The following is a 26,670-nucleotide window of genomic DNA, read 5'->3' on the forward strand; positions in this document are numbered from 1 at the left end:
GGCTAGAATAACTAAACCGATAAGTGAGAAGCCATGTTGGTGCTAGGTATTGGTAATATCCTGCTGCAAGACGAGGGCATCGGAGTGCATCTGCTGAAATTCATGCAGAAACACTTCCCGATTTTTCCAGATGTGAGCTACTTGGATGGTGGTACGCTCAGTTTCACCCTTGCAGGCGAGATCGAAGAACATGACCATCTGTTGGTGCTGGATGCAGTGGAGCTGCACGCCCGTGCAGGCACGCTTTGTTGTTACGAAGATGAGGCAATGGATCATTTCCTCGGTACAACCAAGCGCAGTGCCCACGAGGTTGGCTTGCTGGATTTGATGGACATTGCCCGCCTCTCTGGGCATCTGCCCAAGCACCGCGCCCTGATCGGTATCCAGTATGAAACGTTTGGCTGGGGCGAAGAGTTAACCCCCGCCGTGAAACGCAATATCCCGCTTGCTGCCCGCGTGGCTGCCACCCTGCTGCAAAAGTGGGAAGTCGAAAAACATCCACCGTGGCAAAAACACAGTTTGGAGGTTGTCTTATGAGGCTTGGTGAAATCCCAATCATTGTAAAGGATGAAGTCCCTATCGAAGGTGCACCCACCTCCGCTTTGGGCGCATACCTGCATGAACGCGGCGTCTCGCGCCGTGATTTCCTGAAATTCTGTGGCTTGCTGGCCTCGACGATGGCGATTTCCCCAGCGTTGATCCCAAAAATCGCAGAAGCATTAGAAAATGCCAAACGCCCATCGGTGATCTGGCTTTCTTTCCAAGAATGCACAGGCTGTACCGAATCCATTACCCGCTCGCACAGCCCCAGCATTGAAGGGCTGATCTTCGACGCGATTTCGCTGGATTACCACCACACTTTACAAGCCGCTTCCGGCTACGGTGCGGAAGAAGCGCGTGCTGAGGCGATGAAGGAAAACTACGGCAAGTATGTGCTGGTGGTGGATGGTTCCATCCCACTGGACAACCCCGGCTATTCCACCATCGCGGGTATCAGTAACCTGGATATGCTGAAAGAAGCGGCAGCGGGAGCAGCAGCGATTGTTGCTGTCGGTACGTGTGCTGCTTACGGTGGCTTGCCGAAAGCTGACCCGAACCCGACGGGTGCGGTTTCAGTTGCCGATATTATCAAGGACAAACCCATTATCAATGTGCCCGGTTGCCCACCTATCCCGGTGGTGATTACCGGCGTCATTGCCCATTTCCTAACCTTCGGGCTTCCCGAACTGGATAGTTTGGGTCGTCCGAAGGCTTTTTACGGGCAAAGCATCCATGACCGTTGCTACCGCCGTCCGTTTTACGAGCGCGGCCTGTTTGCGGAAACCTTCGATGATGAAGGCGCAAAAGCAGGCTGGTGTTTGTACAAACTGGGCTGCAAAGGGCCAGTTACGTATAACGCTTGCGCCACCACCAAATGGAATGACGGCACGAGCTTCCCGATTGAATCCGGGCATGGCTGCATCGGTTGTTCCGAACCCGATTTCTGGGATTTCGGCGGCTTCTACCAAGCACTTTCCATCCCACCGGGCGCATCGGGTAAAAATGCCGTGTATGCCGCTGCGGTCGGTATCGCTGCTGGGGTTGCTATCGGTGCAATGAACAAAAAATCCAAGGCGGATGCGGCTGGTTTGCACCAAACCGTGACGGTCGAGGAATTGAATCAGGAGTCACAATCATGAACGACGTTGATTTCCTGCTGTGGGTCAAAGGGCCTGCTTTCAGCGCCGCAATGGTCATTTTCATTGCTGGTATGGTGTTACGCTTCTTTGAAATCCTCTCGCTGGGTAAAAAGGTCAATTACGCTGTACCGAAAAGCGACCCCGTTCAAGGCGGGTTGCGTGAAATTTTGCGGCGTTTCGGCACGGATAAGGCCACTTTCCAACGTTCCTTGCTGACCGTTATCGGCGGGTATGTGTTCCATATCGGCCTGTTTGTGGTGGTCTTTTTGCTGGCGGCACACATTGCCCTGCTCAAAAGCATCATCGGGTTTGGCTGGCCTAACCTGCCAACGCCCGTGGTGGATGCGTTTGCGGTTATCACCATGCTGACGCTGATCGCAGTGCTGGCGCACCGTTTACAGCATCCGGTAAAACGATTCCTTTCCACCCCGTCGGATTATGTGGTGTGGGCATCGACGTTCGTGCCAGTGCTGACAGGTTACATGGCTTACCACCATTTGTTGCTCGCGCCGTCATTGATGTTGGGCTTGCACATCTTGAGTGTGGAATTCCTGCTGGTTATTTTCCCGTTCACCAAACTGACCCACGCTTTCACACTGTTCTTGGCACGCTGGTACAACGGTGTTTCTATGGGTATTCGGGGGGTTAAATCATGAGCTCATTAACACTCGAACGCGGCATTAACGCTTTCAAGGCGCAAATCGACGCGCCAATGGCAAGCTTTTTCAGCTCCTGCGTCTCTTGCGGGATGTGTGCGGAAGCCTGTTTGTTTTACACCGAAAACCCTGAGCCACGTTTCGCACCGATCTACAAGCTCGAACCGTTACGGCGCGTGTGGGAACAGGAATACACCCTGATCGGTAAGCTCAAAGCCAAGCTGGGTTTAAGCAAACCTGTTACCGACGCAGAACTCGCCGAATGGCAGGAACTGGTTTACAACAACTGCTCCTTGTGCGGACGCTGCACCCTGATTTGCCCGGTAGGTAACGACCTTACTTACATGATCCGTAAGATGCGCGAAGGCATGGTGGCTTCCGGTCACGCCCCCGAAGGTTTGATTGGTGCTTCCACCCGTGCGGTACAAATCGGTAGCCCAATGGGGGTTAAACTTCCCGCCCTGCAAGCGCAAGTCCGCCATGTTGAAAAATCCACAGGCATGGAAGTGCCTTTCGATAAGGTAGGCGCGGAATACCTGCTGATGCTGTCGTCGATGGAGATCATGAACTACCCCGAATACTTGGAAGCGGTAGCGAAAATCCTCACCAACGCAGGCAAAACATGGACGCTCAGCTCTGAGTGTTTCGAGGCCACCAACTCCGGCATCCAAATTGGCTCGTCCGACATTGCGAGGGAGTTAGTCAGCCGGGTGGTGAATGCCGCCGAAAAACTCAAAGTCAAAACCGTGATCAGCCCCGAATGCGGGCACGCTTACACCGCACTGCGTTGGGAAGGCCCCAACCTGATTGGTCGCCCTTACACCTTCGCCGCCAAACACATTGTCGAAGTGCTGGACGAGTTGCGCGAACAAGGCTTGCTGCAAACCGAAGGCATGGAAGAGGCCAAACTTACTTTCCACGACCCTTGCCAATTGGTACGGCGTGGCGGCGTGGTGCAACAGCCACGTAACTTGCTCAACATGGTGGCGAAAAACTTTGTGGAAATGTCCGACTGCGGCACACTTAACTGGTGCTGCGGCGCAGGCGGCGGCGTAAGCGCCAACGAAGACGCCGAAGAAGTGAAGATGAAAGCCTTCCTGCGCAAGAAAAAGCAATTGGATGAACTCGGCGTCGACACGCTGGTAACAGCTTGCGCCAACTGCCGCATCCAGTTGGAAGAAGGGTTGGAAGTCAATCAAATGGACATCCCTGTGGTCGGTTTGACCGAAATGATTGCCGAGCATCTGGTGGAACGTAAAGGAGGTGCAGCATGATCAGCAACGACACCGATTTCAAGCAAACGCTGGAAAAGCTCGAATTGCCGCAACAACGGCGCGTCGGGGCAGCATTTGTGCGCAATGTGTTGGCGCTTAACCTGTCGCTGAGTAAAGTGGTGGAAACTGCCGCTGACGAAGACGTTTCCGCCGAAGAACTGGCAATCGCCTTCAAACAGGCCAAAGCTGCGGCACTGGAAAGCCATACCCGTTGCGGCTCTGACAGTGATTGGCAAGCACAGGCTGGCTATTTCGTCGCCCGCGCCGCTTCCGCACTGGTTGCACCCGATAAGCAGGCCAAAAACCCCGCGTGGGAAGCCGCCGCCAGTGCGCGGATGGCACGTACCTGTGGGCACATTGACGCCGCCGACGAATCCATGCACGAGGAAAGCGAAGCCCAATACCGCCTCCTTGAGCAATTTCTAAACGACATTTGAGGATAACAACATGACTGAACGTGTCGTTGTAGACCCCATCACCCGCATCGAAGGCCACTTACGCATCGAAGCGCAGATGAACGGTAACACCATCGAACAAGCGTATTCCGCCGGGACGATGGTACGTGGGATCGAAATCATCCTGCGCGGACGTGACCCGCGTGATGCATGGGCATACGCGCAACGTATCTGCGGCGTATGTACGCTGGTGCATGGCATGGCTTCCATCCGCTCGGTGGAAGATGCGTTGAAATACACTATCCCGCCGAATGCGCAACTGATCCGCAACCTGATGATTGCGGCGCAATACGTGCATGACCACGTAATGCACTTCTACCATCTGCACGCGCTTGACTGGGTGGATGTGGTATCCGCACTCAGCGCCGACCCCAAAGCCACGTCTGAGTTGGCACAGAAAATTTCCCCGCATTGGCCTAATTCCACACCCGGTTATTTTTCTGACCAGCAAGCCAAGCTGAAAAAGTTTGTCGAAGCGGGGCAATTGGGTATTTTCGCCAAAGCTTACTGGGGGCATCCGGCCTACAAACTGCCGCCGGAAGCTAATCTGATGGCGGTTTCGCACTACCTCGAAGCACTGGCATGGCAACGCGATGTGGTGAAACTGCACGCCATTTTCGGCGGTAAAAACCCGCACCCCAACTTCCTCGTCGGCGGTGTGCCTTGCCCGATTGACCTGAATTCCGATTCCGCACTCAATATGAAACGCCTGTCGCAAGTGCAGGACATCATCAAGAAAATGCAGGTATTCGTCGATCAGGTTTACGTGCCGGATACGCTCGCCATTGCCAGTTTCTACAAAGACTGGTTCAAACAGGGTGAAGGCTTGGGCAATTTCATGACCTACGGCGATTTCCCGGAAAAAGGCATGGATGACCCTGCGTCGTTCCTGATCCCATCCGGCGTGATCCTCAACCGCGATTTGTCGAAAATCCACCCGGTTGACCTGAATGCCGAAGACCAAATCCAAGAATTCGTCGCGCACTCGTGGTACGACTACAGCGATGACAAAAACAAAGGCTTGCACCCTTACGTGGGCGAAACCGAGCTGAATTACAGTGGCCCAAAACCGCCGTACAAGCAACTGGACGTAGACCAATCCTATTCGTGGATGAAATCACCACGTTGGAAAGGCCAAGCAGTCGAAGTCGGGCCACTGGCACGGGTGCTGATGCTGTACGCCACAGGGCACGAACACACCAAATCGCTGGTCGATTACACCCTGAAATACTTGGATGCGCCCATCGAAGCGCTGTATTCCACCTTGGGGCGCACCGCCGCCCGCACGCTGGAAACCAAGATCATCGCCGACAAAATGCAGACATGGTTCGACCTCCTCGTCGCCAACATCAAGGCGGGCGACACCAAAACCTTCAACGATGCGTTGTGGGAACCTTCCAGTTGGCCTTCCAGCGCCAAAGGTGTGGGTTACATGGAAGCACCGCGTGGTGCACTGGCGCACTGGATCGTGATCAAAGACCAAAAGATCGCCAATTACCAAGCTGTCGTTCCCAGCACGTGGAATGCCGGGCCGCGTGACGCGCAGAACCAAGCAGGGGCGTATGAAGCGTCGCTGAAAGGCCATGTCTTGCACGACCCGAAACAGCCAGTGGAAATCCTGCGCACCATCCACAGTTTCGACCCGTGCATTGCGTGTGCTGTGCATGTGACCGACCCGGATGGGGATGAGCTGATCAAGGTTCAGGTGAGGTAAAGAACAAGCAGCAGGGGCGCTCTGCCCCTGCACCGCAGGGCGTGATTTACGCCCCCTGCCGACTACGACTTCAGCATCCTACTCGCTAACTTGGGCTTAACGGCTTAGAGCAAGGCGAAAACCGGAATATTTGTCGCGAAGGTCAGGATGCTCAGCGTTCCGGTTAGCCGAGCGACAACTATTACCGAGGAAATTCCACGAACCGCTACGCAATATGCGATCAATGCTTGTTCCGCAATTATTTCTCACAGTGCCATCTGGCGCTGCACCCTGATAACTGTACGAGTAACAATCTGCCACCCATTCCCAAACATTTCCTGACGTATCATACAGGCCATAACCATTGGTGGAGAAACTACCGACTGGGGCAGTCTGCTTGTTATCCCACTGACTCCCGCATCCATCGCAACTTGCATTATTTTTGCCAATATTATTACCCCATGGGTAAGCCTTATCAGTACCTCCTCGCGCCGCATATTCCCATTCGGCTTCTGTTGGCAAACGGTAATTCTTACCTGTTTTCTGGTTTAACCACGGAATATATTTCTGAGTAATGTCATTCCAACTAACTGTAATAACCGGGAGTTTTCCTCGCCCCCACCCCTGATCTTCCGCATGGGGACAAGCTTTAGCTTTTTCACAAGCGTCCCACTCATCAAAAGTCACTTCATATTTACCGATCTGGAAGGCACTGAGAGTAACCTTGTGTGCAGGTTTTTCGTCATTTTCACAATCATTGTTGGCATCATCGCGGCCTTTTACGCAACCCATGGTGAATGTACCTGCGGGAATGGAGACCATTTCGGATTCAATCGGCTGTACATCAAAATATCGTTTCCACACAAATCCGCCGATACCCAGCATCAACATCACACCTATGATGGCTATAGTTTTCCAAGCAAAAACTTGGGGAGCGACAAGTAATGGTTCGGAAATCGTTTTTATAGTTGGCAGCGGTAAACCTACAGAGTGTGACTCTGTTTGATGCATGAGTTCTTCTTGAGGTTTGCGCTCCTCTGCCTGCGGTTGCAACCCGACTTGGCGTTTGATTTCTTCTCGCTGACGCTGTTGCTTTTCTATGTACAGGAGTTCTTCGGGAGTCGGTTCGCGCAGCAAGCCACCACCATCAATGCTGGTATAGAGAACAGGCGTTGCCCATTCAAGCTGATTGTCTTCAGCATAGATCATCTTGCGGGCTTCAGCGACGGCTGCATCAATCGGATAGCCATCCGCTAATGCGGCATAAAACTCATGCGAAAAGGTGATGGCGGCGTCATCGGTAATCTCGAACTGCATGGCAATGACAGCCGGGATACTTTTTTGTAGCAAGCTTTGCCCCACCCCGGCGAACGGGTCGGTGGCGGATGTCCTGCCGCCACTACAAGAGTTCAGCAGCACCAATTGGAGCGTGGTTTCATCATGCAGGAGCGCCCCCAAATATTGCCCGCTGACCAGATGACCTTTTTTGTCCTTGTCCTCCAGCACCAGCAGGCCGTCGTTATTCTGGCTGTCAAAACCACCGTGACCGATATAGTGGAAAACGTGGTATTCGCCGCGCCGCAATGCGCGTTGCAGGGCTGCCAAGGATGGCTCCACCTGCTCCAGCATGAGCTTGCCGTCTGATTGCAAACCTTGGGTAGCGGTATTGATCCGTTCCCATTCACGTTTCACGTCCAGCGGGTAGTAGCCTGTCGGGCTGGAAATCATCACCAGCACCCGCAACACCCCAACGGCCTGACGGATGGAGGGCTGTTGCGCCAAATCCAACTTGCGGATGACAGGTGTATTGACCGACAAGCCGATATAATCGTTGTTCGCTGCGTCAAACAACAGTTCCCATGGAATATTGATCAGCGATGGCGCACCCGACAGACGCAAGCGGATACGTAACCCCATACCCGCCCGTTCTGCAATCGCCAGACTGGTACGGAAACGCTCTTCTACATCACCGGAAAACAGGCAGTCATACAATGCGCTGCCTAACTTTTTAACCGAATGAACATCCACGCCCTCAAGATGAAGACTACGAACACCGCCTCGGTTCTGCCCGATTTTGAGGATAAATACCTCTAGTTCCAGCGCAGAAAATGGCAGTGAAAAACGATGGACAGCTTGACCAGCAGGCGAGTCAACAACCCGTGCCTCATAGCTGTCGCCTGCTTCGTTTAACAGCAAGTCAAAATTGAAATAAGATTTGACAGGCATTAGCGGAAACTCCGATTAATCAGTGCAAAAAATACGCATCCAAACAGCCCCATAAGAACTACCTCTACCTCCATGCCGGAGACTGTAAACTGAACTGTGTAACTGCTATATAACTGCGGAACCCCCGCAAGGAGCAGTCACATGGAAACCCTTGATCCCATCCTGATGGATGAGCTTTTAACCGATTGCAAAACGCCCGCTGATGTAAAGAACCTTTACAGCCAGCTCCTGCAACGGATGATCAACCGCAGCCTTGAAGCCGAACTGGATGCGCACCTGAAATACGACAAGGGTGAACGCAGCGACGCAGGGCAACGGCGCAGCAATACCCGCAACGGTAAAGGCAACAAGACTATCAAAGGCGAATTTGGCGAGTTGCAGGTGGAAACACCACGTGACCGTGACGGCAGCTTTGAGCCAAAGCTGGTACAAAAACGCCAAATACGGCTGGCAGGGATGGAAGAGCACATCCTGACCCTGTATGCCAAAGGCATGACCACGCGCGATATTGAAGACACGGTTAAACGTCTCTACGGGGTCGACATCTCGCACACGCTGATTAGCGAAGTGACCGAAGCCGTTCAAGGCGAAGCCAAAGCTTGGCAGTCACGGGCATTAGACAACATCTACCCGATTGTTTGGCTCGATGGGATTATCGTTAAGGTTCAACAAGATAAACAGGTCATCAACAAAGCTGCGCATGTGGTGTTGGCGGTCAACCTACGCGGAGAAAAGGACGTGTTGGGCATCTGGTTGGCAGAAAATGAAGGTGCAAAGTTCTGGCTGTCAGTGCTGACTGAATTGCGCAACCGGGGCGTACAGGACATCTATGTGGCTTGCATGGATGGGTTAAACGGTTTGCCGGAAGCGGTCAATGCTGTTTTCCCCAAGACACTCACCCAGTTGTGCATGGTGCACATGGTTCGAGCCAGCTTGCGCTACGTCACCGCCAAAGACACCAAAGGCGTGGTGGCAGCCCTCAAACGTATTTACCAATCCAGCACCGCTGAAGAAGCGGAACGCGAACTGGAGGCACTGGAGACTGAATGGGGCGGCAAATACAAAGCGGTGGTGCGCCTATGGCGCGGCAACTGGGCGAATGTCATCCCCTTCTTCCAGTTCCAGCCCGAAATCCGCAAAGTGATTTACACCACCAATGCGATTGAGTCCCTGAACATGAGTTTGCGCAAGTTCACCCGCAACCGGCGCATCTTCCCCAGTGACAGTTCAGCCCTCAAAAGCCTGTATCTGGCGGTTCGCGAAGCCTCGCAAAAGTGGTCGGTTATCCACCACTGGAAACCTGCTTTGCAGACCTTTTTACTCATGTTCGGCGAAGAGCGCGTCCCGCTCTCCGCCCTATGAAAATTTGTTACACAGTTTATTTGACAGACTCCCATGCCGACCTCCAGCAAGGTGGAAACCGTAGATAAAGATGGATGAACCCCTCGCACAGACTTATTTACGACATCAACCGCTTCGCGACAGCATCCACTTACTGATAAAAACCCCAATAACTGCACCTAGAGGAGTAACAACAAATAGACCAACGAAAAACTTGGATACGTAGTTAATATTATTTGCGATATGATACATAATCATGAAAATAGCTATCCCTATAATTGCCCCAATAAATAATTTAAAACTTCCTTTGCTAATTACTGCAACAACTGCGCCTGCCAAAATATTTGCCACGCCAACAGCCCCAGCTATCAACCACTCATTTCCATTAGGCATGAACATAAATCCATCAACAAGCGATAATACAAACGTGAGTATCGCGTATACTAAACCTACAGCAGCTCCGATATATAAGTACTTTCTTGTACTTGCTATCGGCTGCTGCTGCATTCCATCCTCCACCGGCTTTACTTGATAACTAACTTCTTGTTGGTGTTTCAATTCTTCCTGATGTTCGATTTCTTCTTGCTGGTGCTTTAACTCGGCTTGGTGTTTGGCTTCTTCCTCCTGTTGGCGCTTGAGTTCGGCTTGGAGCTTGGCTTGGCGTTTGGCTGCATCCTCTTCTTGCCGCTTCAGTTCGGCTTGGTGTTTGGCTGCTTCCTCTTCTTGCCGCTTCAGTTCAGCTTGGCGTTTGGATTTCTCTTCCTGCTGGCGCTTGAGTTCTGCTTGGCGCTTGACTTCTTCCTCCTGCTGACGCCTCAGCTCAGCTTGACGTTTAGCGTCCTCTTCCTGCTGGTGCTTCACTTCAGCTTGGCGCTTAGCTTCTTCCTGCTGACGCCTCAGCTCAGCTTGACGTTTAGCGTCCTCTTCCTGCTGGTGCTTCACTTCAGCTTGGCGCTTAGCTTCTTCCTGCTGACGCTTGAGTTCGGATTGACGTTTGGCCTCCTCTTCCTGCTGGCGTTTCAATTCGAGTTGGCGAGCTTCTTCCTCTTGCTGATGCTTCAATTCCGCTTGGTGTTTGGCTTCTTCTCGCTGACGCCGTTGTTCTTCCATGCCATGGAGTTCTTCGGGAGTGGGTTCGCGCAGCAGACTACCGCTGTCGATGCTGGTGTAGAGGACGGGTGTTGCCCATTCCAATTGGTTGGCTTCGGCGTAGATCATCTTACGGGCTTCGGCGACGGAGGCATCTATCGAGTAGCCATCAACCAGTGCTGCGTAGAATTCATGTGAGAAAGTGATGGCGGCATCGTCGGTGATCTCGAACTGCATGGCGATGACTGCCGGGATGCCCTTTTGCAGCAGGCTTTGCCCCACCCCAGCAAACGGGTCGGTGACGGATGTCCTGCCGCCGCTGCAAGAGTTCAACAGCACTAACTGAAGGGTAGTTTCGTCATACAGGATCGTACCAAGGTATTGCCCGCTGACCAGATGGCCTTTTTTCTGTTGGTCTTCCAGCACCAACACGCCGTCATTGTTGGTGCGGTCAAACCCGCCATGCCCGATGTAGTGGAACACATGGTATTCGCCGCGCCGCAACTGCCGCTGCAAAGCCACCAGCGATGGTTCCACCCGCGTCAAGACCATCCTGCCTTCTTTCTGCAAACTTAGGGTGGCGCTATTGATGCGATCCCATTCGCGTTCCACATCCAGTTGCTGGTAATTGGAGGGGCTGGAAATCATCACCAGCACCTGCAACACGCCCTGCGCCTGCCGTATCTCCGGCAATGTCGCTAGGTCGAGCTTGCGGATAATGGGGGTGTTGACCGATAGGCCGATGTAGTTGTTGTTATCGGCGTCAAACAGCAATTCCCACGGGATGTCGATCAGCTTCGGCGCACCCGACAAACGCAAACGGATGCGCAACCCGCAGCCTTCACGCCGCGCAATTGCCAGACTGGAGCGGAAACGTTCCGCTATTGCCCCACCAAAAAGCGCCTCATACAACGCCCCACCCAGTTTTTGGATGGATGGGACATCAATCCGCTCAATATACAGGCTACGCACACTGCCCCGGTTTTGCCCGATTTTGAGGATGAAGTTTTCCAGTTCCACTGCCGAGAAAGGCAGGGTAAACGTGCGGCTGGCCTGACCAGCAGGAGAATCAATCACATGTACCTGATAGTTGTCGCCTGCCTCGTTCAGCAACAAATCAAAATTGAGGTAGGATTTAGCAGACATCAGCATCAGCCCCGTATTAATACACACACTCGCCAAAGTTATTTTATAAGCCAAAATAGCCGTGGCTGCACCGTCTTAAGTCATGAAAACACGTTAATTCATATCGTGCTTGCATGGCACGGCATTTGCTTTACTATTTAGGACGATGTTCCTACTAAAAGCCAAGTATTCGCCCTATGCAGCCTCTCGACAATTTTGCTGGTCAATTGCAACTTTCCCTGCGCTACAGCAATGAGGCGGGTATTTGTCGTGTCGAGCACGTGGACATTAGCTCCAACCGCCTGCGCTTAAGTTCGCGTTTTTTTGAGGGTAAGCCCGTCGCACTTGCCCCCAAGCTGGTGGGGATGCTGTTTAGCCTGTGCGGTACGGCGCAAACGGTCGCTTCCGCCCGTGCCTGTGGCGAAGCGGCGGATGCTGCCACCGAACACCAGCGCGATACCCAGATCAATATCGAAACCCTGTTTGAACACCTGTTGCGCCTGTCACAAGACTGGCCTGCGGCACTCGCCAACGAGCCACCGCCCGCCCAAGAATTACAAGCACTGTTCAAACTCAAACGCGAACTAGTACAAGCCCCCAACCCAGCGGTGATGGATGACATCCAGCAGTGGTTTGAAACCCGCCTCTTAGGGCTGTCACTGGAACGCTGGCTAGATTATTGCGCTCGCGGCGATACCAAGAAGCTTTCCATTCGCGGCAAAATTGGCAATTTGATGACCAGCTTATGCCGTTACGATTGGGAACCCTTGGGTAATGGCGAACTTCACCCCTTGCCCGAACTGCCCCCCGCATGGTGGTTGGAACGTTTGGATGCCAGCGATGCTGCCCAATTCAGCGCAACCCCCACGCTCGACGGACAAGCCTGCGAAACTTCCAGCCTGACCCGCCAATGGGACAACCCCGCTTTACAAGTCTGGCGAAAAAAGTACGGCAGCGGCCTGATGACGCGCCTAATAGCACGGGTACTGGATATGCTGGAATGCTGGCAAAGTTTGGCAGCACCGTTTTCTCCTCCCCTGATAAGGGGAGGCCGGGAGGGGTTTCTTCCCGAAGGGATTTCTACGCTACAAACCGCCCGTGGCCTCCTAACCCACCGCGTGGTACAACACAATGGCCTGATCCAGCACTACCAAATCGTTGCCCCCACCGAGTGGAATTTCCACCCACAAGGCTCGCTTTACCAAATGCTATCCGGCCTGCAAGCGGCAAATGAAGCGGAATTGCGCCGCCAAGCCCAAGCGCTGATTACCGCCCTTGACCCGTGCGTGGCCTATCAACTGGAGATTACCCCCGATGCATGAAATGTCCTTGTGCGAAGGCGTATTGCAAGTGCTGGAAGACGAAGCCAAACGCCAAAACTTTACCAAGGTCAAAAGCGTGTGGCTGGAAATCGGCACGATGTCAGGGGTGGAAATCGAAGCCATGCGTTTCTGTTTTGATGCGGTTGTTGGCAACTCATTGGCAGATGGCGCTAAACTGGAAATTATTGAAATCCCCGCCGAAGCGTGGTGTTTGAACTGCGCCCAAAGCGTCGCCGTCAAGCAGCGTTTCGACGCTTGCCCGGTGTGCGGCAGCTACCAGTTACAGGTTATACGTGGGGATGAAATGCGCATCAAAGAATTGGAGGTAGAATAATGTGTACTGTCTGCGGCTGTGGCGAAGGTGACACTAAACTGGAAGGCCAAAGCATTCATCAACTCCCGCCCCATGCGTTTATTCGCGGCGCAGGTGGGCATCACCACCATGCACATACCCATTCCCACGCACCCGGCATGACCCAAGCCCGCATGGTGCAAATTGAGCAGGACATCCTCGGCAAGAACAACCAATACGCGGCACGAAACCGCCAATGGTTTGCCGACCGCGCCATCCTCGCACTCAATCTGGTTTCCAGCCCCGGTTCCGGTAAAACCACCTTGCTGACTGAAACCTTGACCCGTTTGCAAGGCAACGTACCAATGGCAGTGGTGGAAGGCGACCAGCAAACCAGCAATGACGCCGACCGCATCCGCGCCACGGGTGTTCCCGCGTTGCAAATCAATACCGGTAAAGGCTGCCATCTGGATGCGCACATGGTCGGGCACGCACTCGAATCCTTACCCATCGACAACGGCGGCATTTTATTCATCGAAAACGTGGGCAATCTGGTTTGCCCCGCCGCTTTTGATCTGGGCGAAGCACATAAGGTCGTAATCCTTTCCGTCACCGAAGGCGAAGACAAACCGATCAAATACCCCGACATGTTCCACGCTGCCAACCTCATGATCCTCAACAAAATCGACTTGCTGCCCTATTTGCGCTTTGACGTAGCGAAATGTGAGGAATACGCCCGTCGCGTAAACCCCAACATCCAAATTCTGCACGTCTCGGCGACCAGTGGTGAGGGCATGGAAGGCTGGCTTAACTGGCTGCAACAGCAACGTCCATGAGCGCGGCCTAATACTGACAGCCCCGCCCGCTTATGGTGTAATGCACCTTTCATCAGCAACCGGATAGCGTAATGGAAATACTCGTCAACGGCACACCCCATATCGTCCCTGAAAACACGACTGCTGCCCAATTGCTTGCCATCCTTGAGATACACGGCAAGCGTTTGGCATTGGAAGTGAACCAAGAACTCGTGCCGCGCAGCCAGTTTGAAACTACTCTGCTCAAACCCAACGATACGGTTGAAATCGTCCACGCCATCGGCGGCGGCTAAAACAAGGAACTAGCAATGCAAAACCCCACCCTTCCTAGCGACACCCTCACTATTGCAGGCAAAGAATATTCCTCACGCCTGTTGGTCGGCACTGGCAAATACAAAGACCTCGCGGAAACCAAAGCTGCCACCGAAGCCAGCGGAGCGCAAATCATTACCGTGGCAATCCGCCGCACCAACATCGGGCAAAACAAGGACGAACCCAACCTGCTGGATGTGATCCCGCTCGACAAATACACCCTGTTGCCCAATACCGCAGGCTGTTACAACGTGGAAGATGCTGTGCGCACTTGCCGCCTTGCCCGCGAATTGCTCGACGGTCACGATCTGGTCAAGCTGGAAGTCTTGGGCGATGTAAAAACCCTTTACCCCGACACCATCCAAACCCTCAAAGCGGCTGAAATCTTGGTAAAAGACGGCTTCAAAGTCATGGTTTACACCAGCGATGACCCACTGATTGCCCGCCAATTGGAAGAAATCGGCTGTGTGGCGGTCATGCCCTTGGCTGCACCGATTGGTTCCGGCTTGGGTATCCGCAACCCGTACAACATCCTCGAAATCATTGAAAACGCTAAAGTGCCAATCATTGTCGATGCGGGCGTAGGTACGGCTTCCGATGCCGCGATTGCAATGGAAATGGGCTGTGACGGCGTGCTGATGAATACCGCGATTGCAGGCGCGAAAAATCCGGTGCTGATGGCTTCTGCGATGAAAAAAGCTATTGAAGCCGGGCGTGAAGCCTTCCTTGCCGGACGGATGCCGCGCAAACGTTACGCTTCCGCGTCCTCACCATTGGACGGGACATTTTTCTAAGCCCATGCGCAACGTACAACATCCCCGCACCATCAAGAGCTTCGTGCTGCGCCAAAGCCGCGTCACCAAAGGCCAAGGCGAAGCGCTCGCGGCACTGTGGCCTGTGTTCGGCATTGAAAAAGGCGATACCCCGCTGGACTTGCCCACCCTGTTCGGGCGCGACGCCCCCGTTACTGTGGAAATCGGCTTCGGTAACGGTGACTCGCTGGCACAAATGGCGCAAGAAGCCCCGGAACGCGATTTCTTGGGCATTGAAGTCCACACCCCCGGTGTTGGACATTTGCTCAAGCTGATCGGCGAAAAGGGTTTGCAGAACGTGCGGGTGATGAATACCGATGCCATCGACATCCTGCAAAAGCGCATTCCACCCAATGCGCTGGATCGGGTGCAACTGTTTTTCCCCGACCCGTGGCACAAGACGCGCCATCACAAACGCCGCATCGTGCAGCCGGAATTCGCCGCGCTGATCGCCTCGCGTCTGCGTGACGGCGGGGTATTCCACATGGCAACCGACTGGGAAAATTACGCCGAACACATGGCTGCCGTGATGCAAACCAGCCCCAGTTTCCAGAATTTAGCGGAAAATCCGCCCTATTCCCCGCGTCCTGACACACGCCCCCTGACTAAATTCGAGAACCGGGGGTTAAATTTAGGACATGGGGTGTGGGATTTACTGTACCAAAGACAACCATCATGACAGAACAAAAAACTTACATCCTCACCGTCACCTGCCCGGCGAAAACGGGCATTGTCGCCGCCATCACCGGCTTTCTGGCAGAACAACACTGTTACATCACGGAAATGGCGCAATACGACGATGAAATGACCCAGAAGTTTTTCTGCCGCATCATGTTCCGCCCCGACACGGTGCTATCACCCGACATTGGCAGCATCCGCAGCCAGTTTGAGGAGGCAGTTGCCAGCCATTTCACCATGCACTGGCGCATGACCAATGCCAGCCGCCCGATGCGGGTCGCACTGATGGTTTCTAAAGCTGATCACTGCTTAGTTGACCTGCTCTATCGCCGCAATAAAGGCGACCTGAACATGGACATTACCTGCGTCATTTCCAACCATACGGATTTGCGCTCAATTGTGGAACGTGAAGGCATCCGTTTCATCTGCCTGCCCGTGGATAAAACCAACAAGCAGGCACAAGAAGCGCGGATGCTGGAACTGGTGAAAGATACCCAAACCGAACTGGTGGTGCTGGCGCGTTACATGCAAATCCTTTCGGACGACACCTGCCGCAAGCTACAAGGCATGTGCATCAATATCCACCACTCGTTCCTGCCCGGCTTCAAAGGCGCTCGCCCTTACCACCAAGCCTTTGACCGTGGGGTGAAACTGATTGGCGCAACCGCGCATTACGTCACCTCAGACCTCGACGAAGGCCCGATCATTGAGCAATCCGTCGAGCGCGTTGACCACACTTACCACCCGGAAAACCTCGCCGCCCTTGGGCGTGACTTGGAAAACAGCGCCTTAGCCAAAGCCGTCAAGCTGCACACCGAGCACCGCGTGTTTGTCGACGGCAACAAGACGGTGGTGTTTAAGTAAAGGAAACCGCTGGCATGTGGAAAAAGATGGCAGGGTTCAACCTAAAGCGCGAAGACAGCGCCTGAATGTGCTCACGGGTCAAATTGCGTGAGCCATTCAGGATCATGGAAACCAGACTCTTGCTACCGATTTCATTTTTCAGGTCTTCGGCTTTCAGTTGGTACTGATCCATCAGCGTCCGAAGGACAGCTACCCCATCATCCAATTGCGCAACCCGCTGATTGAATGCGGCGAATTCCGGGGCATTGTCCTCCCATTCCTCAATGGCATTGGCAAGGACGCTGATGAGCACACGATGTTCATCATAATCCTCAATCAATTCATCCATTAAGGCCAATGCATTTTCGTAATCCGCTTCGCCCCTGATCTGGCTGATGAAGCTGGCTTCAGCGAAAAGGTCTTTTGCTTTAGTTTTGACGGCAGCAAAGTTCATCAATCCGCCTCCTGTGCATATTTTTTACAAAGCTTATCGTATTCGGCGTGGGTAACGATGTGTTTCACATACATGCGGCTATCCCGAAACTCGATAAATGCCAGCAAGCGTAAATTATTACCACCGATGTCGATAACCCACCATTTATCCTTGTAGCGAAAATTATCCAAGCTCGGAAAGACTGCTTTCAAGGCCAAAGGTGTTGCAAAATTACCGTTACGCAGTGTCTTGTAAGCCGACTCTATCGCAAGGGCATCATTGGGAAATTTCCGGCTCGCCTCGTTAAACGGTTTTCTGGATATAACGTGCAAAATGACGCTCCTACTTCACTATATGTGAACTATAGCAACACCCCCAATAATTCACAATATGTGAATATTATGCATCCAGACATCCAAGGAAATTTGCACGGCAGCGGTTCTATGCTCTAATCCCCGTTTCACCCTAACAGGAAGCTATCAGTGTACCACCTGCTGGAACAACGCCTGCGCGAGATTGATACCCACCAACTCCAGCCATTCCTGCGCAACGCCCGCACCGGGCTGGAAAAAGAAAGCCTGCGCGTCAACACTGCCGGGCGGCTTTCGCAACAAGATCACCCCAAGATACTCGGTTCCGCGCTTACCCACCCGTGGATTACCACCGATTACGCCGAATCGCTGTTGGAACTGATCACCCCACCGCAAGAACGCGCAGCACAAGCACTGGATTTCTTGCTCAATGTCGAAACCTTCGTCTACCAGCAACTCGGCGACGAACTGTTGTGGACAACCAGTATGCCCTGCGCCCTTGCCGGAGAAGACGACATCCGCATTGCTGAATACGGCACATCCAACGCCGGACGCATGAAACACATTTATCGCCAAGGGCTGGCGTGGCGCTACGGCAAAGCCATGCAGGTGATTGCGGGCATCCATTTCAACTACTCCATCGACGAAGCCTTCTGGCAACCGTGGCAAGCGCTGCAAGGTGATACGGGCGAACTGCGCCGCTTCCGTGATGCTGGTTACATGGCAATGGTGCGCAACTTGCAACGCTACGGCTGGCTGATCATTTACCTGTTCGGCACATCGCCCGCCATCTGCAAAAGCTTCCTCAACGGCAGACAGCCCCCCGCAGGCATGGAAGAATTCAACCGCTACAGCTTATACGAGCCTTACGGCACATCGCTGCGCATGGGCAACATCGGCTACACCAACAGCAAGGAAAGCAAAACCGGCGTCAAGGTCTGTTACAACACGTTGGAAACCTACGTCAACAGCCTGCGCCGCGCCATTTCCACACCTTGCCCGGAATACGCCAAAATCGGCATCAACGTCGATGGCGAATACCGCCAACTGAACGCCAATATCCTGCAAATCGAAAACGAATACTACAGTACCGTGCGCCCCAAGCAGCCACTGAACCGTTTCGAGAAACCCACCGACGCCCTCGAGCAGCGCGGCATTGCCTATGTGGAATTGCGCTCGATTGACGTAAACGCCTTCCACCCCGCCGGACTGACCCGCAAACAACTGTTCTTCCTCGAAACCTTTATGCATTTTTGCCTATTACAAGAAAGCCCCTTGGTCACGGCGGATGAATACCGCGCCATCAACCAAAACCAAATGCTCACTGCCCACCGTGGGCGTGACCCCGAAGTGCGCTTGGAATGCCACGGCAACAGCGTGTTATTGCGCGATAAAGCCAAAGAATTGCTGCAAGCCATGCGCCCGGTCGCCGAACTGCTCAACGCCGTCCACAACGAAGACTGTTACACCGACTGCCTCGACAGCCAAGCCCAACTGGTGTGGAACCCAGACATCACCCCTTCCGCACGGATGCTGGAAGAAATGCGCAGCAACGATGAAAGTTTCTTCGATTTTGCCCAACGCAAGTCACTGGAACACCGTGACTATTTCCTCAATCGCCCGCTTTCCGCAGAGATCGCACAAGAATTTAGGCGCATGGCAGACGAGTCATTAGCACAACAGCAAGCGCTGGAGAGTGAAAAACAAATGCCACTGGATGCCTTTTTAGAGGCTTACTTTGCAGGCACTTCAAATGACACAAAAAATTAACCGTACAATCATCCGATTTTTGTTACCAGCGACAGAAAACTGGGGTACACTGCTAATAACTTGCCTGATACTTGAAAGTTTTCGTGCGCTGATGTGATGTTTTCGCTGCCACGTTTCACTCCAAGTCTCAAGAGCGCATAACCTATCGGGTCAACACTGGCCGATCGTTATCAGGTAATTCGTGTGACTGGTTGCCTTCTGACGTATTTTTCAAACAGCACATGATTTTACGAGACGATAAACAGTGAATATCTACGTTGGTAATCTGCCCTACAAAATCACCGATACTGACATGCGCGAACTGTTCGCAGCTTATGGCGAAGTATCAAGCGTTAGCATGGTTAAAGACAAAATGACAGGGCAATCCAAAGGCTTTGGCTTTGTCGAAATGCCTGACGCTGCTGAAGCCAGTGCTGCTATCCAGGGGTTGAATGAAAAGCCGGTTCAAGGCCGCAACATCAAAGTTAACGAAGCAAAACCACGCGAAGACCGTCCACGTACCGGCGGCGGTGGTCGTAGCGGTGGCGGCGGCTTCGGCGGCGGCAGCCGTGACGGCGGCGGCTTCGGCGGCGGTCGTAGCAGCGGCGGCGACCGTGGCGGTTTTGGTGGCGGCAGCCGTGACGGCGGTGGTAGCCGTGGTGGCGACCGTGGCGGCTTTGGCGGCGGTAGCCGTGACGGCGGCGGTTTCCGCAAGCGCGAATTCTAATTCGCCTAGGCTGACAGGGTTTCCTGTCAGCCTGCTTTTAACACTCCTGCTGGTAGGTTAAGCGGGGCAATAATACATAAGTGTTTATTCCGCCCAGTTTCACCGTTCTTGATCTGTACGTTTGATTTGGCAATGCCACAAGCTTTCGCCACAAACTTAATCAGATACTCATTGGCTTTGCCATCCACTGGCGGAGCAGTAATCCTTATTCGTATACGATCTTCCTGCACTTCAGCAAATTCATCCTTGCTCGCTTTCGGCTGCACCCGCACGAACAGGTGCAACACATTCCCTTCCCAACGGTAAAACCCCGCCACCCGTTACAGCCCGTAGGACTGAAGCACAATCAAGACGATGTACAGCAGCAATAATGCCGCCATCGGCGCTAGGTCAACCATGCCAATCACTGGAACCACCCGGCGGATCGGACGCAACAACGGTTCGGTCAGGCTATTCAGCACATCTGCCAAGGGGTTGCCATAACTGTTCCCCACCCAACTCATCACCGCTTGCACGATCAGGGCAAAAATGTAGATATGGATAACAGTGCGCAGCAATTCAAATACCGCATACAACACAATGCCGATAAGGCTGACAGGCTTCCCCATCAGGCCAACCAACAACAGCACTTGGATAACGGTCAAACCCAGCGCCAGCACAATCGCCGCCGTATCCACTTTTCCAGCAGGCGGAATCATGCGCCGCAACGGAACCAGCAAGGGGTTGGTGATTTTGACCAGAAATTGCGACAGCGGGTTATAAAAGTTTGCCCGCGACCAAGCCAGCAAAAAGCGGATGACAACCGCCCCGATGTAAAGCGAGAACAGGGTTCCCACCAAAAAAATACCGACATTTTGTAAAGCAGTCATGGGCAATCCTTAAGGGTTTAGCTATTGGCAGCGGCGAGTTCACGCGAGCGGTTTTCAGCAGCGTGCAACGCCTCGTCAAACAATGCAGGAAGGCCACCGTCATTCAGCACTTTCAGCGCCGCCTCGGTCGTACCACCTTTGGAAGTAACTTTGCGGCGTAATTCGGCGGGCGGGTCATTGCTTTCCAGTGCCAAACGCGCCGCGCCGAGGGCGGTTTGCACCACCAGCAAGTGGGCATCTTCCGCCGGAATGCCTAACTTTTCCGCCGCTGCTTGCATCGCTTCCATCACGAGGAAGAAGTAGGCGGGGCCACTGCCAGAAACAGCAGTCACCGCATCGAGTTTACTTTCATCATCAAACCAGCGGGTAATGCCCACCGCCCGCAGGATACTTTCGGCTGAACTGCGCTGGGCTTCGGCTACATGCGGGTTAGCGTATAGACCCGTTGCGCCTGCTTGCACCAGTGCGGGGGTATTCGGCATACAGCGCACAATCGGCATATTACCACCCAACCAGTGGCTAAGGGCTTGTTCGCGGATACCGGCTGCGATGGAAATGAACAGCGGACGGTTGCGTTGCGCCTGTTCCGCCAGCGATTGTGTCACTTCGCGCATGACTTGCGGCTTGACCGCCAGCACGACCACATCCGCGCCCTGCATGGCTTCAAGATTGTCGGTGGAAGTATAAACCTCCGGCCAATGCTTGCGGATGGCATCCAATTGCAGCGGATCAGGGTCAGCAACGCGCAAGGCGACGTTAGCCTGATCCTGCAATAAACCGACGATCAGGCTGCGTGCCATATTGCCTGCGCCGATGAAAGTGATGGTGGTTGGCTTTTGCACCAATTTAGGAGTTTCCATATTCGTTTTGTGCCTACCGTTGAGTTTCCGTAATAATGGGCACTATTTTACAACCTCCAAGGGCAACAATGGAAAATTTGCTTTTATTAGCCATTATCGGCGCAGGCGTGTGGTTCTGGATTGACTCCATGAATGCGCGGGAACGGGCTATCGCCGCCGCAGCACGAGCTTGCAGCGAAGTTAATGTGCAACTGCTAGACCAAACGGTGGTACTGGAAAGCCTCAAACCAGCACGAAACCGCCAAGGGCATCTGGTGTGGCGACGGACTTACGGGTTTGAATACAGTGTACAAGGCGTGGAACGGCGCAGCGGGCGAGCAATCTTGCGCGGACGGGTGCTTGAGCAGGTGCAACTGGATGGGGATGAAGGGACTACGATTGAGCAGCACCATTAAATAAGGCAAAGCCAGCAGGTACGCAGTGCACGTGCCTGCTGGTTTGATAGGAGAATTAGAACTCCCACGTTGCGCCAACACCGCCGGATGTCGTGCTGCCGGATGCACCGAGGCTGGCCTTAATGACGACAGGTTTCATGGTGACAGGACGGTGGCTAAAGCCAATCGCCAAGCCCGATTTACCGCCTTGACCACCAGCAGCAATACCGAAGGTAGATTTTCCGGGCGTTTGCGCCTGCCCTAACTGGGCAAAGGCGGCACTGATTGCTCCCGTTTCATTAATTTTCTTGGTTAAATTCTTATCCAGATTATTCAACTGGCGGAAATTGACGGCATCGAAATCGGCTGCACCATCAGCAACGCCAGTGACACGTGCGGGCGCACCGCCTACACCGTTAAATTTCGCGCCGTTATCATCCAAGGTAAGCGTTGTTGAGTTAGTGCCGCCACTGAGGGTAGTGCTACTTTCGCCGACGGTCAGGCCATGCGTGTTGCCAGCGGCGTTTCTGACAAGTACTGTCGCTTGCGTATTGCCAGCACCGCCGGAACGCCTAACCGCAATTTCCGCCCCGCTCGCACCTACACCACCATCCGTAGCTGTCACAACATCAAGGGTATCTTGGGTAACACGTGTTGCGTTCCCACCACCGTCATCTACCGTATTAGTTGTGCTGCCTATCAGTCGTGCCATTGTATTGGAACTTGCCCCCACGACCACGCTATCGGTTTGACCAAAACGGGTTTGATTACGAGAAGCAACGCTTCCGCCACCAGCCGCTTCGTTATATTGCGCAGTACCCGTTTGGTTACTAACCGTGGTGTTCGCACCATCGGCAACGTTTACACTTGAGCCTGTCTCATCAAAAAACCACGTATTTGATTTTGGACCAACCGTATGGCTCCCGCTAGCTTTAGCATGATTGATGGTTGTATGGTTCGCTCCTGAAACTGATTTAATATCGGCAGCAGCTCCTGTCCCCGTAACATTCACTCCTCCAGTCGAGGTATGGGTTAATGTGGATGTGCCTGCAACAGAGCTAGGTCTACTAGAAAAACCATTCTCAGCATCGAAAACCCATTGTCCAGGGTCAGCCCCTGCCGCCCCACTATCATTGACAATTACGCTACCAATAAAGCCACTATCCTGATTAACATTTAGAATAATGCTATCGTTATCATTAGTTGTTGTATCGGCATATGCAGAAAAAGAACCAAGCAGACCAAGGCCGCTAGCAACGGAAAAATAAATTTTCTTCTGTGTAGTGCTTTTCATAAGTGAAAACTCCTCATTACATATTTGATTACATTTATGAGTAAGGAGGATTCTGTGGCTTGCGTCTGTGAGATTTCCCCCTCGACCTGCTTAAAGGTGTAGTTGAGGGGGCTTGAAGATGTGGTGTGCAGCAGGACGAGCGGAATTCTTTACTGGATAGAGGGCGTGTGACCGCTGGACTGTTGCGATTCGAGTACCGCTAGCCGCTGTTCCAACGCTTCCAGCTTCTCGCGGGTGCGCAACAGCACTGCCGACTGGATGTCGAACTCTTCCCGCGTCACCAGATTCATCTTCTGCAAACCCCCTTCCAGCAGACCGCGCATGTTCTTCTCCATATCTTCCTGCATGTGACGTACAGGTTCGGGGAGAAGTGCGGAAAGCTTCTTCGCCAGATCATCCAGATTGCCAAAGTTTTGCATGGGAGATTCCTCGTATCGGTGGTTTATGTGCCCCAGATTGTAGCACTACAGCAAGCCTGCGATGGCTGATCTTTGATTTAGTGCATCAGCGATAACTAATGCACTTTTATCGTGCGCCACACAAGCAAGATACGGCACAAAAAACAAACAAATGCAGCTTTTTCACCACAGTGTATGTATTCATCACGCTGTCATCAGCCATTTCGATGGTTGGCACGGCAATTGCTAGATAGTCACTGTTAAACACAAAGTTTTCTTAACAGGAGATATTGAGATGAAAATTCGCGTTTTGTTGACTGCAACTGTACTGGGCTCTTTGTTTGTCAGCACGCAAGCGCTGGCTGGTGCTAGTGCAAACATCGGTGCAACCAGCAACTATCTGTGGCGTGGCATCACCCAGACACAAGATGGCGGTGCAGTGCAAGCTGGTCTCGATTATAAAGCTGACAATGGCTTCTACGTAGGCACATGGACATCCAATGCCAAATTTGCTGGCGTGGCAGGCACAGAATTGGACTTGTACGCAGGTTATGCAAAAGAATTGGAATCAGGATTGAGCTACGACGTGGGCGTCGTCAATTACGGGTATCACCCAAAGGCTGTCTCTCGGGAGTTTGCGGAAGCCTATGGCAAAGTGGCTTATAAGGGTGTAGGTGCTGAAGTTGACTACACAATCAGCAAAAAAAGTTTAACGACTGATCCTGTCGATTACAAAAAGAAAGATGTTTACTACGGGATCGGCTACAACGGCAAGCTGGCAAATGATTGGTCATACGCGATCAAAACGGGCAAATACAATTTTGATGACCCAACCGGGGATGATTATGGCAATACGCAACTGTCACTGACTAAAACTGTTGGCAAAGCCGGAGATTTCACATTAGCGGTAGACAAAACTAGCGGTCAAGACGCTATAGCGTTAAATGACACCAAGGCCAACGATGCCAAAGTCAGTCTGAGCTGGAAAAAATCTTTCGATTTCTAAGCCCATCCTGTCGCCCTGCCTGCTAAGGGCGGGGCATTTAAAGCAAGGAGTAAATTTTTATGAAAATGGTGACAGCCATTATCAAGCCTTTCAAGCTCGACGATGTGCGTGATGCGTTGGGCGAAGTCGGCATTAAAGGCATTACAGTGACAGAAGTGAAAGGTTTCGGACGCCAAAAAGGCCATACCGAACTCTATCGCGGCGCTGAATATGTCGTGGATTTCCTGCCCAAGATCAAAATCGAAGCTGCCGTTGATGACGGTCAGGTTGATTCGGTCATTGAGGCCATCAGCAAATCTGCTAACACGGGCAAGATTGGGGATGGAAAAATTTTCGTCAGTTCAATCGAGCAAGTAGTCCGTATCCGTACTGGTGAAAGCGGCGTTGAAGCGCTGTAAGGGGGTTACTATGAATTTTCGTCTAGGTTTGATGATGCTGGTCGCCTTGCTGGGCTTGTCCGGCATCGCAATGGCTGATCCGGCTGCTGATGCTGCCGCTGCTGCGGTTCCTGTGCCTGACAAAGGCGACACCACGTGGATGCTGGTTTCCACCTTGCTGGTTATTATGATGACCATTCCGGGCTTGGCACTGTTCTACGGCGGTTTGGTACGCGCTAAAAACATGCTGTCCGTATTGGCACAAGTGTTCACCATTTTCTGCGTCATCGCCATTCTGTGGGTGGTGTACGGTTACTCGCTGGCCTTTACTGATGGCGGCGGCATGAACAGCTTTATCGGCGGCTTCAGCAAGCTGTTCCTGAAAAGCGTCGATACCGCCATCACAGTAGAAACTTTCAGCAAGGGCGTGGTTATCCATGAAATGCTGTTCATGGTGTTCCAGTTGACCTTTGCTGCCATCACTACCGCGCTGATCGTGGGTGGTTTTGCGGAACGTATCAAGTTCTCTGCACTGTTGGTGTTCTCTGTATTGTGGTTCACCCTGTCTTACCTGCCTATGGCACACATGGTTTGGTTCTGGGGCGGTCCATCGGCGTATGACGCTCCGGCTGGCTTCCTGTTTGCTAAAGGTGCGTTGGACTTCGCTGGCGGCACGGTCGTCCACATCAATGCGGCAATGGCAGCACTGGTTGGCTCCATCGTGGTTGGCAAACGTGTTGGTTACGGTCGTGACCCTATGACCCCGCACTCACTGGTAATGACCATGGTCGGTGCATCCTTACTGTGGGTTGGCTGGTTCGGTTTCAACGCTGGCTCCAACTTGGAAGCAACTGGCACGGCAGTACTGGCAATGGTTAACACCATTCTGGCAACCGCTGCGGCTGGCTTGTCATGGATGTTCGCAGAATGGTTGCTGCGCGGCAAACCTTCACTGCTGGGCGTCACTTCCGGTGCAGTTGCTGGTTTGGTTGCCATCACACCAGCGGCAGGTTTCTCAGGCCCGATGGGCGCTATCGTACTGGGCATGATCACAGGTGTTGCTTGCTTGTGGGGTGTTACTGGCCTGAAACACATGCTGGGTTATGACGACTCCCTCGACGTATTCGGCGTCCACGGTATCGGCGGCATGATCGGTGCAATCGGTACAGGCATTGTGGTTAACCCGGCACTGGGCGGTACTGGTATTTTTGACTATGCCACGGGTGCAGTAGCTACTGAGTTTGACATGGCGCACCAAGTTTGGGTGCAAATGCAAGGCGTTGGCACTGTCGTGATCTGGTCTGGTCTGGTCAGCTTCGTACTGTTTACCCTGATTAAATACACGATGGGTCTGCGTGTTACGCAAGACGAAGAACGCGAAGGTCTGGACACTGTGTCCCACGGCGAACGCGCTTACTCCCTATAAGGGCAGTGTGGTGGCACGCCATTCGATTGGCGTGCTGCAACTGACTTCTCCTCCGAGTCGACTTGAGGCGGGTAACAACCCGCCTCTTTTCTTTTTAGCCCCTATCACCATTCGGTAACAAATTAGAAAATAAATTCAGCTTAGGTATTGCTTCACAATCCCAGAATGACCGCTGGGAATAACTGGGCAAACTAACTTCATCCAAATGCGGAAAATAATCTGGTTACTGCTGGG

29 protein-coding genes are annotated in these 26,670 nt (G+C 53.0%); 20 read left to right on the top strand and 9 right to left on the bottom strand.

What is annotated here, in order from left to right; all coding sequences use genetic code 11:
• Positions 1 to 33 precede the first annotated feature (33 nt).
• The 6 genes from PHE17_RS00905 to PHE17_RS00930 are packed head-to-tail and all read left to right on the top strand — an operon-like array spanning position 34 to position 5,778.
• Positions 34 to 537: a HyaD/HybD family hydrogenase maturation endopeptidase gene (locus tag PHE17_RS00905; protein WP_301013900.1), complete on the top strand. Its 504-nt coding sequence runs from the start codon at positions 34 to 36 to the stop codon at positions 535 to 537.
• Positions 534 to 1,679, top strand: a complete 1,146-nt coding sequence (locus PHE17_RS00910; RefSeq protein ID WP_301013901.1) for a hydrogenase small subunit — start codon at positions 534 to 536, stop codon at positions 1,677 to 1,679. Before PHE17_RS00905 ends, PHE17_RS00910 begins: the two co-directional genes overlap by 4 nt.
• On the top strand, positions 1,676 to 2,335 hold the full coding sequence (locus PHE17_RS00915) for a hypothetical protein (RefSeq protein ID WP_301013902.1): 660 nt from the start codon (positions 1,676 to 1,678) through the stop codon (positions 2,333 to 2,335). Before PHE17_RS00910 ends, PHE17_RS00915 begins: the two co-directional genes overlap by 4 nt.
• Positions 2,332 to 3,609 carry a (Fe-S)-binding protein gene (locus tag PHE17_RS00920; protein ID WP_301013903.1) on the top strand — a complete coding sequence of 426 codons (1,278 nt, stop codon included), beginning with the start codon at positions 2,332 to 2,334 and terminating at the stop codon, positions 3,607 to 3,609. Before PHE17_RS00915 ends, PHE17_RS00920 begins: the two co-directional genes overlap by 4 nt.
• The gene (locus tag PHE17_RS00925; RefSeq protein WP_301013904.1) at positions 3,606 to 4,046 is read left to right on the top strand and encodes a hypothetical protein; all 441 of its coding nucleotides are present in this window, start codon (positions 3,606 to 3,608) and stop codon (positions 4,044 to 4,046) included. The genes PHE17_RS00920 and PHE17_RS00925 overlap by 4 nt, the downstream gene beginning before the upstream one ends.
• A gap of 10 nt (positions 4,047 to 4,056) precedes the next feature.
• The gene (locus PHE17_RS00930) at positions 4,057 to 5,778 is read left to right on the top strand and encodes a nickel-dependent hydrogenase large subunit (protein WP_301013905.1); all 1,722 of its coding nucleotides are present in this window, start codon (positions 4,057 to 4,059) and stop codon (positions 5,776 to 5,778) included.
• A 96-nt stretch (positions 5,779 to 5,874) separates the two neighbouring features.
• Here PHE17_RS00930 and PHE17_RS00935 read toward each other — a convergent pair whose 3' ends face one another.
• Complete coding sequence (locus tag PHE17_RS00935; protein WP_301013906.1) at positions 5,875 to 7,983, bottom strand: SUMF1/EgtB/PvdO family nonheme iron enzyme; 2,109 nt, start codon at positions 7,981 to 7,983, stop codon at positions 5,875 to 5,877.
• Between the two features lie 141 nt (positions 7,984 to 8,124).
• Here PHE17_RS00935 and PHE17_RS00940 point away from each other — a divergent pair, with 141 nt between their 5' ends.
• A complete protein-coding gene (locus tag PHE17_RS00940) occupies positions 8,125 to 9,345 on the top strand; it encodes an IS256 family transposase (RefSeq protein WP_301013907.1) in 1,221 nt (406 codons plus the stop codon).
• Between the two features lie 105 nt (positions 9,346 to 9,450).
• Here the strand turns inward: PHE17_RS00940 and PHE17_RS00945 are convergent, their stop codons facing one another.
• Complete coding sequence (locus PHE17_RS00945; RefSeq protein ID WP_301013908.1) at positions 9,451 to 11,559, bottom strand: CHAT domain-containing protein; 2,109 nt, start codon at positions 11,557 to 11,559, stop codon at positions 9,451 to 9,453.
• A 176-nt stretch (positions 11,560 to 11,735) separates the two neighbouring features.
• On the opposite strand from PHE17_RS00945, the gene PHE17_RS00950 reads away from it, so the two are divergent.
• The 7 genes from PHE17_RS00950 (at position 11,736) to purU (ending at position 16,633) form a co-directional block, all read left to right on the top strand.
• Positions 11,736 to 12,860, top strand: coding sequence for a nickel-dependent hydrogenase large subunit (locus PHE17_RS00950; RefSeq protein ID WP_301013909.1), 1,125 nt, complete (start codon positions 11,736 to 11,738; stop codon positions 12,858 to 12,860).
• On the top strand, positions 12,853 to 13,194 hold the full coding sequence (gene hypA / locus PHE17_RS00955; RefSeq protein ID WP_301013910.1) for a hydrogenase maturation nickel metallochaperone HypA: 342 nt from the start codon (positions 12,853 to 12,855) through the stop codon (positions 13,192 to 13,194). The genes PHE17_RS00950 and hypA overlap by 8 nt, the downstream gene beginning before the upstream one ends.
• Positions 13,194 to 13,988 carry a hydrogenase nickel incorporation protein HypB gene (gene hypB / locus PHE17_RS00960; RefSeq protein ID WP_301013911.1) on the top strand — a complete coding sequence of 265 codons (795 nt, stop codon included), beginning with the start codon at positions 13,194 to 13,196 and terminating at the stop codon, positions 13,986 to 13,988. Before hypA ends, hypB begins: the two co-directional genes overlap by 1 nt.
• Before the next feature lie 71 nt (positions 13,989 to 14,059).
• Positions 14,060 to 14,260 (top strand): sulfur carrier protein ThiS, encoded by a 201-nt coding sequence (gene thiS, locus PHE17_RS00965; protein WP_301013912.1) that lies wholly within the window; start codon positions 14,060 to 14,062, stop codon positions 14,258 to 14,260.
• A gap of 15 nt (positions 14,261 to 14,275) precedes the next feature.
• Positions 14,276 to 15,073 (top strand): thiazole synthase, encoded by a 798-nt coding sequence (locus tag PHE17_RS00970; RefSeq protein ID WP_301013913.1) that lies wholly within the window; start codon positions 14,276 to 14,278, stop codon positions 15,071 to 15,073.
• 4 nt (positions 15,074 to 15,077) lie between these two features.
• Positions 15,078 to 15,770: a tRNA (guanosine(46)-N7)-methyltransferase TrmB gene (gene trmB / locus PHE17_RS00975; RefSeq protein ID WP_301013914.1), complete on the top strand. Its 693-nt coding sequence runs from the start codon at positions 15,078 to 15,080 to the stop codon at positions 15,768 to 15,770.
• Positions 15,767 to 16,633, top strand: coding sequence for a formyltetrahydrofolate deformylase (purU, locus tag PHE17_RS00980; RefSeq protein ID WP_301013915.1), 867 nt, complete (start codon positions 15,767 to 15,769; stop codon positions 16,631 to 16,633). Before trmB ends, purU begins: the two co-directional genes overlap by 4 nt.
• Here purU and PHE17_RS00985 read toward each other — a convergent pair.
• Together PHE17_RS00985 and PHE17_RS00990 are read right to left on the bottom strand one after the other, a co-directional pair.
• Positions 16,626 to 17,066 (bottom strand): transcriptional regulator, encoded by a 441-nt coding sequence (locus PHE17_RS00985; protein ID WP_301013916.1) that lies wholly within the window; start codon positions 17,064 to 17,066, stop codon positions 16,626 to 16,628. The genes purU and PHE17_RS00985 overlap by 8 nt on opposite strands.
• Positions 17,066 to 17,377, bottom strand: coding sequence for a type II toxin-antitoxin system HigB family toxin (locus tag PHE17_RS00990; RefSeq protein WP_301013917.1), 312 nt, complete (start codon positions 17,375 to 17,377; stop codon positions 17,066 to 17,068). Before PHE17_RS00990 ends, PHE17_RS00985 begins: the two co-directional genes overlap by 1 nt.
• Before the next feature lie 150 nt (positions 17,378 to 17,527).
• Here PHE17_RS00990 and gshA point away from each other — a divergent pair, with 150 nt between their 5' ends.
• Both gshA and PHE17_RS01000 read left to right on the top strand, forming a co-directional pair.
• Complete coding sequence (gshA, locus tag PHE17_RS00995; protein ID WP_301013918.1) at positions 17,528 to 19,126, top strand: glutamate--cysteine ligase; 1,599 nt, start codon at positions 17,528 to 17,530, stop codon at positions 19,124 to 19,126.
• A 244-nt stretch (positions 19,127 to 19,370) separates the two neighbouring features.
• A complete protein-coding gene (locus PHE17_RS01000) occupies positions 19,371 to 19,832 on the top strand; it encodes an RNA-binding protein (protein WP_301013919.1) in 462 nt (153 codons plus the stop codon).
• A gap of 26 nt (positions 19,833 to 19,858) precedes the next feature.
• On the opposite strand, the gene PHE17_RS01005 is transcribed toward PHE17_RS01000, so the two are convergent.
• The 3 genes from PHE17_RS01005 to proC are packed head-to-tail and all read right to left on the bottom strand — an operon-like array spanning position 19,859 to position 21,561.
• Positions 19,859 to 20,119 carry a DUF167 family protein gene (locus PHE17_RS01005; RefSeq protein WP_301013920.1) on the bottom strand — a complete coding sequence of 87 codons (261 nt, stop codon included), beginning with the start codon at positions 20,117 to 20,119 and terminating at the stop codon, positions 19,859 to 19,861.
• A 33-nt stretch (positions 20,120 to 20,152) separates the two neighbouring features.
• Positions 20,153 to 20,701, bottom strand: coding sequence for a YggT family protein (locus PHE17_RS01010; RefSeq protein WP_301013921.1), 549 nt, complete (start codon positions 20,699 to 20,701; stop codon positions 20,153 to 20,155).
• A gap of 17 nt (positions 20,702 to 20,718) precedes the next feature.
• Positions 20,719 to 21,561 (bottom strand): pyrroline-5-carboxylate reductase, encoded by an 843-nt coding sequence (gene proC / locus PHE17_RS01015; protein WP_301013922.1) that lies wholly within the window; start codon positions 21,559 to 21,561, stop codon positions 20,719 to 20,721.
• 68 nt (positions 21,562 to 21,629) lie between these two features.
• Here proC and PHE17_RS01020 point away from each other — a divergent pair, with 68 nt between their 5' ends.
• Positions 21,630 to 21,956, top strand: coding sequence for a DUF3301 domain-containing protein (locus PHE17_RS01020; RefSeq protein WP_301013923.1), 327 nt, complete (start codon positions 21,630 to 21,632; stop codon positions 21,954 to 21,956).
• A 55-nt stretch (positions 21,957 to 22,011) separates the two neighbouring features.
• Here PHE17_RS01020 and PHE17_RS01025 read toward each other — a convergent pair whose 3' ends face one another.
• Together PHE17_RS01025 and PHE17_RS01030 are read right to left on the bottom strand one after the other, a co-directional pair.
• Entirely contained in the window at positions 22,012 to 23,229 is a 1,218-nt protein-coding gene (locus PHE17_RS01025; protein ID WP_301013924.1) for a YadA-like family protein, read from the bottom strand.
• Between the two features lie 149 nt (positions 23,230 to 23,378).
• Positions 23,379 to 23,648, bottom strand: a complete 270-nt coding sequence (locus PHE17_RS01030; protein WP_301013925.1) for an accessory factor UbiK family protein — start codon at positions 23,646 to 23,648, stop codon at positions 23,379 to 23,381.
• A gap of 274 nt (positions 23,649 to 23,922) precedes the next feature.
• Between PHE17_RS01030 and PHE17_RS01035 the strand changes: the two genes are divergently transcribed.
• The 3 genes from PHE17_RS01035 to PHE17_RS01045 are packed head-to-tail and all read left to right on the top strand — an operon-like array spanning position 23,923 to position 26,436.
• Positions 23,923 to 24,633 carry a TorF family putative porin gene (locus tag PHE17_RS01035; RefSeq protein ID WP_301013926.1) on the top strand — a complete coding sequence of 237 codons (711 nt, stop codon included), beginning with the start codon at positions 23,923 to 23,925 and terminating at the stop codon, positions 24,631 to 24,633.
• A 59-nt stretch (positions 24,634 to 24,692) separates the two neighbouring features.
• The gene (locus PHE17_RS01040) at positions 24,693 to 25,031 is read left to right on the top strand and encodes a P-II family nitrogen regulator (protein WP_301013927.1); all 339 of its coding nucleotides are present in this window, start codon (positions 24,693 to 24,695) and stop codon (positions 25,029 to 25,031) included.
• Positions 25,032 to 25,041: 10 nt separating this feature from the next.
• Positions 25,042 to 26,436 (top strand): ammonium transporter, encoded by a 1,395-nt coding sequence (locus PHE17_RS01045; protein WP_301013929.1) that lies wholly within the window; start codon positions 25,042 to 25,044, stop codon positions 26,434 to 26,436.
• Positions 26,437 to 26,670: the final 234 nt, after the last annotated feature.

The sequence above is a fragment of the Thiothrix sp. genome, from assembly GCF_028714775.1.
In the GTDB taxonomy this organism is placed as follows: domain Bacteria; phylum Pseudomonadota; class Gammaproteobacteria; order Thiotrichales; family Thiotrichaceae; genus Thiothrix.